The following is a 16245-nucleotide window of genomic DNA, read 5'->3' on the forward strand; positions in this document are numbered from 1 at the left end:
TCTTTTTTATTTAAACCATAAACTTTGAACGGCTACACCTGTTATGTTATTATGAAAATGAAGAAAGAGATCATAACAACATCAGCACTGTTAGGCATGGCAAGTATTGCCGCTTTGGTTTTACACGCGCAGGATAAACCACTGCAAACCGTACAATATGTCGAACTGGATAAATACTTAGGTAAATGGTATGAAATTGCCGCCTTCCCGCAAAGTTTTGAGAAAGGGTGCAGCCATACCTATGCCGAATACACGCTTAATGAGGACGGCTCGATCCACGTTAAGAACACCTGTATAAAAAACGGAAAGGTTAAAGTCGCCAACGGCAAAGCTATCGTGACCGATAAAAGCACCAATGCTAAACTTGATGTACAGTTCTTTTGGCCGTTTAAGGGTAAGTATTGGATAATAGGCTTGGGGCATGATTACTCGTACGCGTTGGTTGGCCACCCTAACCGTAAATATTTATGGATACTGGGCCGCAAACCGGTGATGGATTCGCAGACCTACAACCACCTGGTTACGTTGGCTGCCAACAAGGGTTTTGACGTACGGAATTTAGTTAAGACCGCGCAGGAGTAATGTGTGTTTTGTTTCACGGGAGTGTGAAACAGATGAAACAAGTGAAACAAGATTTTTGATTAAATATTTGATAAATAGATATTTAATCAAAATCCGTGAAACAAAATGAAACAAAGCCACTGACGGATTCGCGCCACCATTTATTAGGATTTATTTATAATGAGGTTCTTGATTTGCTTCGCGCGTTCTGCTTTTTTGTGTATTGTTACCAATAAAATCCACCATACAGAAGATTTATTTTGCTAACTTTTCGGCAGGTATTGCAGCGCTTTTAAGTCTGCAGACAAAAGCATGGTAAAAAAGATCTTTTTGATAACAGGGCTGTTCATCTTTTTGCTTGTAAAGGCAAACGGGCAAACAAAACCCTGGAAATTCGCACATATATCTGATACGCATATTGATGGTAAAACTACCATTGAAGATCTGCAGCGTACCATAAAGGATATCAATGCCAATCCGGAGCTTGATTTTGTGGTGATCACCGGCGACATCACCGAATTTGGTTCGGACGAAGAATTAATGACGGCCAAAAGAATGTTCAGCAGCTTGAACAAGCCCTGGTATGTGATTCCGGGTAATCATGACATGAACTGGTCTGAAAGCGGCGGCAATAGTTTTAAAAAGATCTTCGGGTCTAAAACCGTGGCTTTTAAACATAAGGGCATCCAATTTTTAGGCACCAACTGCGGCCCCAATATGCGGATGGGCCCGGGGCAGGTACCGCGCGAAAACCTGGTATGGCTTGATTCGGTTTTGAAACAAACCCCCAAATCGATGCCGGTAATATTTATGAACCATTACCCGTTGGATGCCTCATTAAACAACTGGTATTCGGTGATCAGGCGGCTAAAAACATGCAATACGCAATTGGTGATATGCGGCCACTGGCATCAAAACCACCAATTTGATTTTGAGGATATACCCGGTATAATGGGGCGGTCAAACTTACGTGGCGCGGATAGTGTTGGGGGCTACAATATTGTTACTGTAAAGGATGACTCTGTTTTTTATAATGAAAGATTGCCTGGTCTGGTTACTAAACCCACCTGGGCAACAGCCCGTTTGTGCCAGCACGATTTTACCGAACGTTATCCGCGGCCCTCATATGAGGTGAATGATCAGTTTAAAAACGTGAAACAGGTTTGGCGGGTTAGGGATAACAGCGACATTGGCGCAGGTGCTGCGATTACCGGCAACTTATTTATTACAGCCAATACCGGGGGATGGATAAGGGCGTACGATCAAAATAGCGGAAAAGTGGTTTGGTCCACCAAAACAGGCGGCAAATTATACAGCACGCCTTGCGCCTTTGGCGATGCCGTGGCGGTAGCATCAACCGATGATTTTTTATACTGCCTTGATAAAAATACAGGGAAGGTAAAGTGGAAAGCGGCTGCCGGGAAACCATTGGTGGCTTCGCCTATTATTGCCGGCAACCGGGTGTTTTGTGGCAGTTCTGACGGGTATTTCAGGTGTTATAAATTGTCGTCAGGCAAATTGATCTGGGATTTTAAACAGGTGAAAGGGTTTACAGAAACACGGCCGCTGCTTTACCGGGGGCGAATCTATTTTGGCAGTTGGGGCAACCAGTTTTACGCGCTCGACCAGCGAACAGGCGCTATGGCCTGGAAATGGGGCGATGGATATAAAAACCGGATGTTTTCGGCCGCGGCCTGCGAGCCGGTGGCTGTAGCAAACCGAATATTTATTGTAGCCCCCGACCGGTTTATGACCTGTTTTAACGCCTCAAACGGTAAAGTGATCTGGCGTAAGCGCGACCCGAAGATAGGGGTGAGGGAATCGATGGGCCTTTCGGCAGACAGCAGCCTGGTTTATGTTAAAACTACTGCAGGGGACGTATTAGGTATTAATGCACAGTCGGGCGATATGCAGGTGAAGTGGAGAGCGGGCCGTAGTATGGGATATGATATCTCGCCTTCGCGGGTTGAAGAGCATGACGGTTTGGTATTCGCCTTGTCACAGTCAGGCGCTATCTATTGTTATAAAAGAGATGACGGTTCGTTAGTTTGGATCCACAAATTAACTAACTGCCTGGTTAATCCTTTGAGTTTTTTGAATGATCGTAAGTTGATAGCCACGACTATGGATGGTGCTATTTCGTGTTTGAGTTATTGATTTGTGCGGATGCTTTGGTGTGTGTTGTCATCAACAAATGAGCGATTGGAGTGTATCCTAGCAGCGCATAATGATATAGGCACAAGTACACCATGCTGTGGCTGACACTCATACTTGCGCCAGCGAGCATGGGCCGTAGGCGACGCTTTAACTTTAACAAATATTGGTGTGCTATTTGAACTTTAATGCCAAACCGACTGCATCATTCGCTGTTACATCTTTATATGTTTCAAACATAGCGTTCTGATTTTCGAATAAAAATAACAAATACGCGTCGCCGGCATAATCTTTATGGATCATTTCAAAAAAGCCATATTTATAACCCTGCCCAAATGCAGAGTCAACAGGCCCCATAAACATAGCTCCCTCATCTGCTTTAAAACTGGTACTGACCGCTCCATAAGAATATTTTTTTAATGATACCTGTTCGGGAGCAAGCCTGCCGCCCGATATTTTACTGTATAGAATTGCGGGTATTGTATTATGTAATTTGTTGGGGTTAAGTACGGTATCGCCGGGTTTTTTCTGGCGACGGTTATAGCTGTCAAAATAACCCTGGGTTAGGGGCCATACAATGTATCTTACTTCAATATTTTTATCTTTAAGCCTGTAAGCATAATCATAATATACACCAGTGCTTTTCATAACGGGGACATCGACCGCACCATCCGGCTTAGCAAAAGTCATTTTAGCGTCTTCAACTTTCTTTTTAAAAGCGGTGTACAAACTATCGGCGTTGGTTACAGACTGGGCTTGTATGCCTGTCGCTAAAAATAGCAACAACACTAATGTTGAAATGCTTTTCATGATAATTGGTTTAAGCAATATTAGTAAACAAACATAATCAAATAGATCAATATCTTTACACCTGTTTGATCCATATATTTATTTATAAGGTGCCAAAAATTATCAATTGAACACATAATACCTTCACCCTTTACCACTCTCTAAAATACACCCATTAAAAAATTTAACAGCGTTAAGTAAATGACAAATAAATGATACGATGTTAAAAAAAGCGTTATACATTTGTATCGTTTAACAGTGTTAAATAATTTTATGTCAATAAGACAATGGCAAGTAAAGACAGGATATTACGTTTAAAAGAAGAAACCAGGTGCAACATACTGGATGCTTCTTTAAAGATCGTAAAAGAGGGGGGATGGGATGCCTTAAGTATGCGTAAGATAGCAGACGAGATAGAATACACCGCGCCTATTATTTACGAATACTATAGTAACAAGGGGGCCATATTATTAGAGCTTACCCGCAAAGGTTTTTTGCTGCTTTCAAAAAAACTGGAAGAAGCAAAAGCAAAACACAGGTTACCGGCAAAACAGTTAGAAGCCATGTGGCTGGCCTACTGGGATTTTGCCTTCGCCGAAAAAGAATTGTACCAGGTAATGTACGGCGTGGAAACTACCTGTTGCGAGATGGCAAAGAAGCTGCCCGAATCTGAAATGCCGATGGACCTGATATGGGACGTAATTGTGGAGCTGATGCTGCCGCATGTAGGTACAGAAGAAGAGGTTTGCATTAAATACTACACATTTTGGTCGGTTATTCATGGCCTTATATCTATCAACATGGTTAATCGCGGTAACACCGACGAGACTAACCAGGAAGTTTTAAAGACCGCTATCACCGGTATTATCAGATCCATAAAAGGATAAAATTTTTTCACGAATAAAAAACATTGTTAAAAAGTCTAACAGTGTTAAATTAACTTAAAATCTACTTTAAAATAAAAATAACAATGACAACTCCAGCACTTCCCTATTCATTTAACACTGTTAAGAAAATTAACAGTATTATCGCCATTGCGTTGGCACTGGCATCACTTTTATTATACAGCTGCTCGTCTACACCGGCAGCAGCACCTGCACCACCGCCGCCATCATTGCCGGTACAAACAGTTCAAACCAGCGCTGTAACTACTTACCAGGAGTACCCTGCATCTATCGAAGGAACTGTTAACGTTGAGGTTAGGCCACAGGTTAGCGGCTCATTAGACAAAGTATTTGTCGACGAAGGCGCTTTCGTATCAGCCGGCGAACCGATATTTAAGATCAACGATCAGCCTTATCGCGCAGCTTTAAACAACGCCTTAGCCAGCCAGCACGCGGCAGAGGCAGCAGCAGCCAACGCGCAGTTAGAGGTTGATAAGTTAACTCCACTGGTTGAAAATAAGGTAGTTTCTGATTACCAGCTTAAAACAGCAAAGGCATCATACCAGGTGGCTAAAGCTAATATCGAATCGGCCAAGGCAAATGTATCAACAGCGCAAATTAACCTGGGCTATACCTTAATAAAAGCACCGGTTAGCGGTTACATTGGCCGCCTGTTAAAGAAACAAGGCAGCCTGGTTGCTCCGGCAGATGTTGAGGCATTGACCCAATTGTCTGATGTGCATGATGTACACGTTTACTTTTCATTAGGCGAAAAAGACTTCGTGAGCTTTAAAGAGCAATATGCGGGTACAACATTAAAAGATAAATTGAATCACCTGCCTGCCGTATCATTATTACTGGCTGATAACAGCGAATACGCCACCAAAGGTAAAATTGATATGATTGACGGCCAGTTTGACAAAAATACCGGTGCTATTACCGTGAGGGCAAGCTTCCCTAACAAGCAGGGGCTGTTACGCTCGGGCAATACCGGTAAGATCCGTTTAAGCCTGGTACATAACAATGCTTTAACAGTGCCTGAATCGGCCACTGTTGAAATGCAGGACAAAGTATTTGTGTTTACCCTTGCAGACAGTAATAAGGTTAAGAAAACCGCAATTACTATTGAAGGTAAAGACGGCGACAACTATGTAATAAAAGACGGCCTAAAAGCAGGCGACCAAATTGTATTAAGCGGTATTGACCACTTGCAGGAAGGCGCTAAAATAGCCCCGCAAAAAGCTACAGATAAGGTTGCTAAAAACTAATTATTAAATGAGAGTCAAGAATCAAGAGACAAGAGTCAAGAAACGTGGCGAATAATAATTATCGCTAACTGTCTTTGTTGCTTATGTCTTGTTTCTTGCCTCTTGATTCTTGACTCTAAAAAGAAAAAATCATGTTTAAGATATTTATCAAAAGGCCTGTACTGGCAACTGTTATCTCCATATTGTTGGTGATAGTGGGTGCACTCGGCCTGTCAAAATTGCCCTTAGAGCGGTTTCCTAATATTGCGCCCCCGTCGGTATTGGTATCTGCTGTTTACCCGGGCGCTAACGCCGAGACCATATTACGTTCAGTAACGCCGTCGTTAGAAGAAGCAATTAACGGTGTGGAGAACATGACCTACATGACATCCACTGCCAGTAATGACGGTACATTAGGTATTACGGTTTACTTTAAACAGGGTACCGACCCCGACCAGGCCGCGGTGAACGTTCAAAACCGTGTTTCGCAGGCTACCAGCCAGTTACCTGCCGAGGTTGTACAATACGGTATAACCACAACCAAGCAACAAAACAGCTTTATCGGGGCGATGGGTATTTATACAGATGATCCTAAAAAATATGACGCTACGTTTGTAAATAACTATGCGCAGATCAACATCATTCCAGAGATCAAACGGATCCCGGGTGTGGGTTCTGCCAGTGTGTTTGGTGGTATTAAGGATTATTCTATGCGGGTTTGGTTAAATCCAACTCAATTAGCTACTTACAAAATAACACCAGCCGAAGTTATGGCCGCCATACAGGATAAAAACCTGGAGGCTGCGCCCGGTAAAGTTGGCGAGCAAAGCCCCGTAGCGTTTGAATATGTAATCAAGTATAAAGGTAAACTTACCACACCCGAAGAATATCAAAATATTGCTATCCGCGCAAATGCCGATGGTTCTGTATTACGCTTAAAAGATGTGGCACGTGTTGAACTGGGCGCTTATAGCTACGGTAGCGTCAATCATTTAAATGGACATGATGGTATTACTATTGGTATAATACAATTGGCAGGTTCAAATGCCAACGAAATTCAGATAGCCATTGATAAGCTGATGGTGAAATTATCAAAGGATTTCCCGGTAGGTATTAAGTACGACCAGTTTTATCGTACCAAAACCGACCTTGACGAATCAATTAACCAGGTTGAGCATACATTGGTTGAAGCATTTATCCTGGTGTTTATCGTAGTGTTTATCTTCCTTCAGGATTTCAGGTCTACGCTTATCCCGGCTATTGCTGTTCCGGTTGCTATTATCGGTACGTTTTTCTTCATGAACCTGTTTGGGTTCTCTATTAACTTGTTAACCTTATTCGCACTCGTACTGGCAATCGGTATTGTGGTGGATGATGCCATTGTGGTGGTCGAGGCCGTACACGCCAAGATGGAGCATAACCCGGGCCTTAGCCCGAGAGCGGCAACTACCGAGGCGATGCACGAAATAACAGGCGCTATCATCTCTATTACGCTGGTAATGGCGGCCGTGTTCTTACCGGTTAGTTTCATGACCGGATCGACAGGGATCTTTTACAGGCAGTTTGCATTAACCATGGCTATCGCCATCCTGATATCGGCTGTTAACGCTTTAACTTTGAGCCCTGCTTTGGCTGCTTTATTCTTGAAGAATAAGCATACCGAGGATGGCCACGAAGCGCCTAAAAAGAGCTTCACAGAGAAGTTTTATGCAGGCTTTAACGGTAGTTTTAACTACATGACCGATAAATATATCGGCGGGGTAAAAACACTTATCCGTAATAAATGGGTTGCCATATCAGGGCTTGCGCTGATAGTGGTTGCTACTGTTTATCTGGTAAGCTCAACAAAGTCTGGTTTTATCCCAACAGAGGATCAGGGCTTTGTGGCTATCGCTGTTTCATCACCATCAGGAACTTCATTAGCCAGTACCACTAAAATAATCAACCAGGCCGAAAAAGAGCTGAGAGCTATGCCTTCAGCACGATTTGTGATGGCCTTATCCGGCTTCAACTTTTTAACATTATCTAACAGCCCGTCAGCAGGTCAGATCTTCCTGTTGCTAAAACCTAATAAAGAAAGGGGAGCCGTTAAGAATATTGACGATATCCAAAATATAATAAGAGGAAAATTAGCGGCCATATCAAATGGTACCTTCTTCGTGTTTAGTTTCCCTACCGTACCTGGATTTAGCAACGTAGAGGCCATGGACGTGGTACTACAGGATAAAACCAATGGCAGGCTGGACAAATTCAGCGGCATTGCCAATAACTTTATCGGCAAGCTGATGCAGAAAAAAGAAATTGCTTTTGCCTTTACTTCCTACAAGGCAGATTATCCGCAATTGCAATTAGAGGTTGACGACGAAAAAGCCAACCAGTTGGGCGTAAATGTTAAGGATATACTGCAAACCATGCAGGCTTACTTTGGTACTGCCCAGGCATCAGACTTTAACCGTTTTGGTAAATATTACCGTGTAATTGTACAGGCAGATATCGCCGATCGTACCGACCCTGCATCTATCGACCGTGTATTCGTGAAAAACAAAGCCGGCGAAATGGTGCCTATCAATACACTGGTAAAATTAACCCGCGTTTATGGTTCAGAAACCGCGTCAAGGTATAACCTGTTTAACTCTATCGAGGTGAACGCCATACCTAAACCGGGCTACAGTTCGGGCGATGCTATCCGCGCTATCGAAGAAACCGCTAAGGAGCAATTGCCATCAGGTTTTGCTTACGAGTTCTCCGGTCAAACCCGCGAAGAGATCAGTTCAGGTGGTCAGTCAACCATCGTATTCCTGATGTGTCTGGTGTTTGTTTACTTCCTGTTATCTGCACAGTATGAAAGCTACATCTTACCGTTAGCGGTAATACTATCTATCCCTACCGGTATATTCGGTGTGTTTGTGGTGTTGGGTTTAACAGGTATTGAAAACAACATCTACGTACAGGTAGCATTGATCATGCTTATAGGCTTGCTCGCTAAAAACGCCATCCTGATCGTCGAGTTCGCGGTACAGCGGCGCAGGGCAGGGCATGGGCTTGTTGAATCGGCTATTGAGGCTGCAAGATTAAGGTTACGTCCTATCGTCATGACATCGCTGGCATTCGTATTCGGTTTGTTCCCGATGAGTATCGCTACAGGCCCGTCAGCACAAGGTAACCACTCTATCAGTATTGGTGCCGCAGGCGGGATGGTATCCGGTGTATTGTTAGGTTTATTTATTATCCCGGTATTGTTTGTGATCTTCCAGCATCTGCAGGAAAAAGTAACAGGTGTACCTTTTGCATTGGATAATGAAAATGACGACCATCATCATGTAAATGGCGTGCGTATACCGGCCATTGAAAAAACAGAACTGGTATAATTAAAAATACTTACAGAAATGAAAACTTATAAATATGCATATCTTTTGATGATGACTTTACTGGTGCTTGGCGCCTGTAAAGTATCAAAAGATATAAAAACACCACAAGCTGCATTGCCTGCAACTTTCAGGAATGCCGCTACTACAGATACCACCAGTATAGCCGACATCCCCTGGAAAAACTTCTTTACAGATGCCGAGCTGCAAAAACTGATAGACAGTGCCATAGTTAAAAACTATGATATGCAACTGGCTGTGAAGAATATCGAGTCGGCACAGTTGTTGGTTAAACAGGTTAAATGGAACTATGTGCCAACTGTGGGCCTGAATGTAACAGCCAGTACCAGCCGCCCGTCTGACAATAGTTTAAATGGCTTGAGCCTGAGCACTGCCGGTGTTACCACCAAGCACATTGAGGACTACAGCGCCAATTTAGAGCTGTCTTGGGAAGCTGATATCTGGGGCAAGATCCATAACCAGAACAAAGCTGCTTTGGCTGCTTATTTGCAAACTAATGAGGCTAAAAAAGCAGTGCAAACTACATTAGTTGCTTCGGTATCACAAGGTTATTATAACTTGCTGATGCTTGACGCGCAATTGCAAACCGCACAAAATAATGTTAAACTGAACGACAGCACATTGCGGATCATTAAATTACAATATGATGCCGGCCAGGTAACCTTATTAGCCGTACAACAGGCAGACGCTCAACAACAGGCCGCTGCTCAATTGGTACCGCAGTTTGAACAAAACATAGCTTTACAGGAAAACGCTTTACGTATCTTAACCGGCGAACTGCCTGACAGGATAGAGCGCAGTAAAAAGTTAAATGATATCGCCTTTGCTGATAATTTATCAGCCGGTTTACCATCAGCTTTGGTTAGCCGCCGTCCTGACGTAAAAAGCAGCGAGCTTGCATTGAATATAGCTAATGCCAATGTAGGTATTAACCAGGCAGAAATGTATCCCGCTTTGCGTATTACCGCACAAGGTGGTGTAAACTCATTCAAAGCCAGTAACTGGTTTAATGTACCTGCATCTTTATTTGGTGTGGTATCGGGCAGTATTTTACAGCCTTTGTTAAACCATAAAGAGTTGAAAACCAATTTCGAGGTAGCTAAGATCGATCGCGAAAAAACAGTGATACAATTCAGGCAGACTGTATTGAACGCCGTAGGCGAAGTATCAGACGCACTGGTTAAAATAGACAAGTTAAAAGCCGAGCAGGATATTGCCGCCAACAGGGTAAATACCTTGCAAAAAGCTACCAGCAATGCCAACCAGTTATTTAAAAATGGTTTGGCAAATTACCTGGAGGTAATAACGGCCCAGGGCAATGTTTTACAAAGCGAATTAGAGCTAGCCACCATAAAAACAGAACGCCTTAACGCTGTGGCAGAGCTATATCGCTCGCTTGGTGGCGGGTGGAAATAATGCAATCAATGATTTATTCATTGTAATAAAGCATTTACACATTTTTATGTGTTTTTTAATAACATTAGTAAGGTTTTGTTTGGAATTTAAATACTTTTAGCTCTGCAATATATTGCAGAGCTAAAACAAAACCAACAAACTTTAACTATCAAATGAAATTAAAATTACACAGCTTTTTAAGCGTTGCTTTATTGACCCTTACCGTAGGTGTTAGTATAGCTAATGCGCAGGTAAAACCGCGCATTTTAGTTTTTAAAAAGACACAGGGCTATCATCATAGCTCGATCCCTCTTGCCGCTCAGGCAATTATGAAACTGGGAAAAGAAAACGGATTTTTAGTTGATACCACTACCGATGCCAATAAAATTGAAGAGAGCAATTTGAAAAAATACACTGCTCTTGTTTTTGCCAGCACAACCGGTAACCTGTTAGACGCCAATCAAAAAGCCGATCTTGAACGTTACATTCAGGCAGGTGGAGGTTTTGTAGGTATCCACGCAGCTGCTGATGCCGAATACAACTGGCCATGGTATGGCAAAATGGTAGGCGGTTATTTCGCTCACCACCCTGCACAGCAAATGGCTACTTTAACTGTCGTCGACAAAAATTTTATAGCTACCAAAATGCTTCCAACCGAGTGGAAAAGGAAAGACGAGTGGTACCATTATAAAACCGTAGCTAAAGACATTCACGTTTTAATAAACCTGGAAGAATCATCACTTACCTACAATCCAAACGGCGGTGACGATCCGTATAAAATGGGCGCCAGCCATCCAATTGCCTGGTACCATGAATTTGAAGGCGGCAGGGTGTTTTACACCGGCCTTGGCCATACCGACGAATCATACAGCGATCCGTTGTTTTTACAGCACCTGTTAGGCGGTATTAAATATGCTATTGGTAAAAACCTTCCGTTAAACTATGCCAAAGCTAAAACGCCGCGTGTACCTGACCCGGATCGTTTTACTAAAAACAGATTGGTAAACGGCACGTTTGATGAGCCTACCGAAATGACCATTTTGCCAAACCTTGATGTGTTGGTAGTACAACGCAAAGGCGAATTTATGCTGTATAACCACATCACTAAAAAGGTATCAAAAGTTGGTTACCTTGATGTGTATTACCACACGCTTAAAGCCAAAGGCGTAAACGCCGAAGAAGGCTTATTAGGTGTACAGGCCGATCCTGATTTTAACACCAATCACTATATCTACGCTTATTACAGCCCTTCTGAAGCTGTGGTTAACAGGTTATCCCGTTTTACATTTGTGAACGGCAAGGTTGATATGAAGAGCGAGAAAGTTATTATAGAGGTTAAAACCACAAGAGAAATTTGCTGCCACACCGGTGGTTCAATAGCGTTTGGCAAAGACCATATCCTTTTTGTTTCGCAAGGCGATAATACTACGCCGTTTGACGAGCCTAACGAAGGCAGGGGTAAAAATCCGCCAAACTCTTACTCATATTCTCCGCTTGATGATCGTCCTGGTTTTGAGCAATATGATGACAGAAGAGGTTCAGGAAACAGTAATGACCTTCGCGGTAAGATCTTACGTTTAAAGATCCATCCTGATGGTAGCTATACCATCCCTGAAGGTAACCTGTTTCCTAAAGGAATGGAAAAAACCCGCCCTGAAATTTATGTAATGGGTAACCGTAACCCTTACCGTATTTCTGTTGATAAAAAGACCGGCTTTTTATATTGGGGCGAAGTTGGCCCTGATGCTAACGAAGACAGTTTGGCAACACACGGCCCGCGTGGTTATGACGAAATTAACCAGGCGAAAAAAGCAGGTAACTTTGGTTATCCGTACTTTGTAGGCGATAACTATCCTTACAGGGAGTATGACTATGCTACCGGCAAGGTAGGCGCGGCGTTTGACCCTAACCACGTTATCAACAATTCAAGAAACAACACTGGTTTAAAAGAATTACCGCCGGCACAGCCTGCGTTTATCTGGTATCCGTATGCCGAGTCGCCGCAGTTCCCTGAATTAGGTTCAGGTGGCCGTACCGCAATGGCGGGCCCGGTTTATCACTCAGAAGACTTTAAAACTCCGGGTGCGTTGCCGGCTTATTACAACAATAAACTATTTATCTATGACTTTGTAAGGGGATGGATAAAAGCAGTGACCATGTATCCTGATGGAAAACTCCAATCAATAGAACCATTTGTAAACGATATGAAGTTTAGCTCGATGATCGATATGGAACTTGGCCCTGACGGTAAGATCTACGTATTGGAATATGGTAATGGCTGGTTCCAGAAAAATGGTGATGCCGGATTATCAAGGATAGAATACAACGCGGGTAACCTTGCACCAAAGGTTGCCGGTATCAGCGTTGATAAAACTTACGGCGGCTTACCTTTAAAAGTAACCCTTTCTGTTAAAGCAACCGATCCCGAAAATGATAAAATGACCTATACCTGGAACTTAGGTAACGGCATTAAAAAGGTAACTTTAAAACCATGGTTAGTGTACACTTATCCAAAAGCGGGTACATTTAAAGCATCTGTAACGGTTAAGGATGTTAAAATGGCATCAACCACAAGCAAGCAGGTAGTTATTGCCGCGGGTAGCCTTGATGAGCCTATCGACCCGTCAACTCCATTTGCTGCAGGCAGAGCTTTAATGCAATCAATGGATTGTAAATCATGCCACAAGGCAGATCAGAAAGTTATAGGCCCTGCGTTTATAGATGTAGCCAACAAATACAAAAAGAATGATGCAACCTACACCGCGCTTACAAACAAAATAACTAATGGCGGTACAGGTGTTTGGGGCGATGTAACCATGCCTGCTCACCCAAGCTTAAAACCAGAGGAAGCTAAACAGATCTTAGACTGGATCTTCTCTTTGAAGAAAAACTAATATATCCGGCTAAAAATATAAAAATGCCGAAACGGTTATCCGTTTCGGCATTTTTTGTTTAAAACCATTCCTTAATTTCTGTTGTATTATAACTAAAGTAACACAGTTATGAGCCTTGAAAAATACGCGGAAAAGAGGGATTTCACCAAAACAGCCGAACCCAAAGCCGGCTTGAGTAAGGATAAAGATCATTTGATGTTTGTGATCCAAAAGCATGACGCATCGCGGTTGCATTATGATTTCAGGCTGGAAATGGATGGTGTACTTAAAAGCTGGGCCGTACCTAAAGGCCCGTCTACCGATCCAAAAGTTAAGCGCCTGGCTATGATGGTTGAAGATCACCCGTTTGACTACCGCAACTTTGAAGGCATTATCCCCAAGGGCGAATACGGTGGCGGTACGGTGATCGTGTGGGATGAAGGTACTTATGAACCAATAGAAGAAATTAAAGGCAAGAAAGCGCAGGAAAAGCATTTACTGCAGCAGCTCAAATCAGGCTCGGTTAAGATCAAGCTACACGGTGAAAAGTTAGAGGGCGAATTTGCGCTGGTTAAAACCCACGGCATGGGCGAAAACGGCTGGCTGCTGATCAAGCATAACGATGATTTTGCATCGAAAACAGATATTACTAAAAAAGATAAATCCGTATTGTCCGGCAAAACCATTGAAAAAATGGAGAAAACCAGCGAAAAGGTTTGGCAGCACGGGCATGAAGAAGAAGTACAATCTGAATCAAAGAATAAAAAAAAAACACAGCCAAAAGCAGCCGAAGAAGCAGTAGTTGATAAATTAAGCGATAAACAGGCTGGTGCAAAAGAACCGGATGTAGAAAAGATACTTAAAGCGGCACCCAAAGCGGCAGTCCCCAAAAATATTAAACCCATGAAGGCCACGCTGGTCGACGCGCCTTTTGATGATCCTGATTGGGTGTATGAGGTTAAATGGGACGGTTACCGTGCCATAGCGGTAATTGATAAAAAGGGCGCTGAGCTGATCTCGCGCAATAATATCCCGTTCGATAAATATTATCCAATCAACAATATTCTTAAAGACTGGCAACTTAACGCCGTGATTGACGGCGAGATAGTTGTACTGAATGATAAAGGCCTGTCAGATTTTGGCGCGCTGCAAAACTGGCGCAGCGAGGCCGATGGTAACCTGGTTTACTATGTTTTTGATATTTTATGGTACGAAGGCAAAAACCTGATGCATTTACCTTTGACAGACAGGCAAGCGATTTTAAAAGAGATCCTGCCGGCTAATGATGACAGGGTACGCCAAAGTAAAGTGTTCGCTGCTAACGGTACCGAGTTTTTTGAAGCCGCCGAAAAGATCGGTATGGAAGGTATCATCGCTAAAAAGGCAAGCAGCGTATATACGTCAGATCTGCGGTCGAAAGAGTGGTTAAAGATCAAGGTACAGCGCAGGCAGGAGGTGGTTATAGCGGGTTTTACAAAGAATACGGGTACCGCCAAGGCGTTTAGCGCTTTGATATTGGGCGTATATGATGGTAAGGTATTAAAGTATGTAGGTAAGGTGGGTACCGGGTTTTCTGAAAAATTGCAAAAGGAACTGATGACGCGGTTTAAGCCATTAATAACAGATAAAAGCGCGTTTGATGTTGAACCCGACGTGGATAAGCCATCACGGTTCCGCCCGCAAAGATTGGGAGCCAAGCCTACCTGGCTAAAACCCGAATTGGTAGGCGAGGTAGCCTTTGCTGAAGTAACCGGTGAGGGGGTTTTCAGGCAAGCATCATTTAAAGGTATGCGTGAAGATAAAAAAGCAAAGGATGTGATATTGGAAACACCAAATGATACAAAAAATACGGTAGAAGAAGCCGGAGAAAAATCGCCGGAAGAAACGCACGAGGCAATTAAGCCGGTTACCGATAACGACCGCAAAACCTTACTTAACCCTAAGGACGAAACACAGGTGCGCAAAATTTGCGGGCACGAGCTGAAGTTTACCCATTTGAGTAAAGTATACTGGCCCGAGGATGGCGTAACCAAACGGGATATGTTTAACTACTATTATAAAGTGGCCGAGTATATTTTGCCTTATTTGAAAGACAGGCCAATGTCGCTTAACCGTTTCCCTAACGGGATACATGGGCCAAGCTTTTACCAAAAAGATGTTAAAGGCAAAGCACCTGATTGGGTGACCAAAACATTTCCTTATACCAATGGCGACGGTGAGCATAAGGAATACCTGGTAGGATCTGACGAGGCTTATCTATTATGGATGGCGTCGTTAGGGTGTATTGAAATGAATCCCTGGTTCAGTAGGGTTAAATCGCCGGACAATCCCGATTACTGCGTGATAGATCTCGACCCTGATAAAAATACCTTTGACCAGGTAATAGCTGCCGCGCTCGAAGTAAAAAAAGTATTGGATGCTTTGGATGTACCTTCATATCCCAAAACATCGGGGTCGACGGGGATGCATATTTACATCCCGCTTGATGCAAAATATGATTATGATCAATCGCAAATGTTCGCTAAGATCATTGTATCGCTGGTGCATAAGCAGATTCCTGATTATACCAGTTTAGAACGGACGGTATCTAAACGTAACGGCAAAATGTACCTGGATTTTTTGCAGAACAGGCCGGGAGCGACCATCGCCGGACCGTATTCGCTAAGGCCGAAAATGGGTGCTACTGTTTCGATGCCATTAAACTGGGACGAAGTGAAACCCGGGCTAACCATGAAAGACTTTACGATATTTAACTCGACAGACCGTTTAAAAGAAACCGGCGATCTGTTTAAAGGCGTATTAGGCAAGGGGATAGACCTGGAGAAAACCATAACAAAGGCAAAAAACACTTTCGGGACGTAAACCTTAAACTGCTCAATTATTGCTTCGAATTGTTCAGTTTGTTCAGTTTTAAACAGAGAAGTTGTTAGTATCAGAGTAAATACTTACATTTATT

At 43.1% G+C, this 16245-nt stretch carries 9 protein-coding genes; 8 read left to right on the plus strand and 1 reads right to left on the minus strand.

Going from position 1 to position 16245, the window contains the following annotated elements:
- The first annotated feature begins 57 nt into the window (after positions 1-57).
- Together FO440_RS13325 and FO440_RS13330 are read left to right on the plus strand one after the other, a co-directional pair.
- On the plus strand, positions 58-582 hold the full coding sequence (locus FO440_RS13325) for a lipocalin family protein (protein WP_144248758.1): 525 nt from the start codon (positions 58-60) through the stop codon (positions 580-582).
- 291 nt (positions 583-873) lie between these two features.
- Entirely contained in the window at positions 874-2718 is a 1845-nt protein-coding gene (locus tag FO440_RS13330) for an outer membrane protein assembly factor BamB family protein (RefSeq protein ID WP_144248759.1), read from the plus strand.
- A 171-nt stretch (positions 2719-2889) separates the two neighbouring features.
- On the opposite strand, the gene FO440_RS13335 is transcribed toward FO440_RS13330, so the two are convergent.
- On the minus strand, positions 2890-3525 hold the full coding sequence (locus FO440_RS13335; protein ID WP_144248760.1) for a hypothetical protein: 636 nt from the start codon (positions 3523-3525) through the stop codon (positions 2890-2892).
- Positions 3526-3791: 266 nt separating this feature from the next.
- Between FO440_RS13335 and FO440_RS13340 the strand changes: the two genes are divergently transcribed.
- From FO440_RS13340 to ligD, 6 genes are all read left to right on the plus strand, one after another.
- On the plus strand, positions 3792-4391 hold the full coding sequence (locus FO440_RS13340) for a TetR/AcrR family transcriptional regulator (RefSeq protein WP_144248761.1): 600 nt from the start codon (positions 3792-3794) through the stop codon (positions 4389-4391).
- Positions 4392-4474: 83 nt separating this feature from the next.
- The gene (locus FO440_RS13345) at positions 4475-5656 is read left to right on the plus strand and encodes an efflux RND transporter periplasmic adaptor subunit (protein ID WP_144248762.1); all 1182 of its coding nucleotides are present in this window, start codon (positions 4475-4477) and stop codon (positions 5654-5656) included.
- A 131-nt stretch (positions 5657-5787) separates the two neighbouring features.
- Entirely contained in the window at positions 5788-9003 is a 3216-nt protein-coding gene (locus tag FO440_RS13350; protein ID WP_144248763.1) for an efflux RND transporter permease subunit, read from the plus strand.
- Positions 9004-9021: 18 nt separating this feature from the next.
- Positions 9022-10437, plus strand: coding sequence for an efflux transporter outer membrane subunit (locus tag FO440_RS13355; protein WP_144248764.1), 1416 nt, complete (start codon positions 9022-9024; stop codon positions 10435-10437).
- 152 nt (positions 10438-10589) lie between these two features.
- On the plus strand, positions 10590-13310 hold the full coding sequence (locus FO440_RS13360; RefSeq protein ID WP_144248765.1) for a ThuA domain-containing protein: 2721 nt from the start codon (positions 10590-10592) through the stop codon (positions 13308-13310).
- 108 nt (positions 13311-13418) lie between these two features.
- Complete coding sequence (gene ligD, locus FO440_RS13365) at positions 13419-16151, plus strand: DNA ligase D (protein WP_144248766.1); 2733 nt, start codon at positions 13419-13421, stop codon at positions 16149-16151.
- Positions 16152-16245 lie beyond the last annotated feature (94 nt).

Source organism: Mucilaginibacter corticis (assembly GCF_007558865.1).
Taxonomy (GTDB): domain Bacteria; phylum Bacteroidota; class Bacteroidia; order Sphingobacteriales; family Sphingobacteriaceae; genus Mucilaginibacter; species Mucilaginibacter corticis.

Coding starts and splice junctions, on each gene's coding strand:
- FO440_RS13325 (WP_144248758.1), top strand. CDS start 58: ATGAAGAAAGAGATCATAACAACATCAGCACTGTTAGGCATGGCAAGT.
- FO440_RS13330 (WP_144248759.1), top strand. CDS start 874: ATGGTAAAAAAGATCTTTTTGATAACAGGGCTGTTCATCTTTTTGCTT.
- FO440_RS13335 (WP_144248760.1), bottom strand. CDS start 3,525: ATGAAAAGCATTTCAACATTAGTGTTGTTGCTATTTTTAGCGACAGGC.
- FO440_RS13340 (WP_144248761.1), top strand. CDS start 3,792: ATGGCAAGTAAAGACAGGATATTACGTTTAAAAGAAGAAACCAGGTGC.
- FO440_RS13345 (WP_144248762.1), top strand. CDS start 4,475: ATGACAACTCCAGCACTTCCCTATTCATTTAACACTGTTAAGAAAATT.
- FO440_RS13350 (WP_144248763.1), top strand. CDS start 5,788: ATGTTTAAGATATTTATCAAAAGGCCTGTACTGGCAACTGTTATCTCC.
- FO440_RS13355 (WP_144248764.1), top strand. CDS start 9,022: ATGAAAACTTATAAATATGCATATCTTTTGATGATGACTTTACTGGTG.
- FO440_RS13360 (WP_144248765.1), top strand. CDS start 10,590: ATGAAATTAAAATTACACAGCTTTTTAAGCGTTGCTTTATTGACCCTT.
- ligD (WP_144248766.1), top strand. CDS start 13,419: ATGAGCCTTGAAAAATACGCGGAAAAGAGGGATTTCACCAAAACAGCC.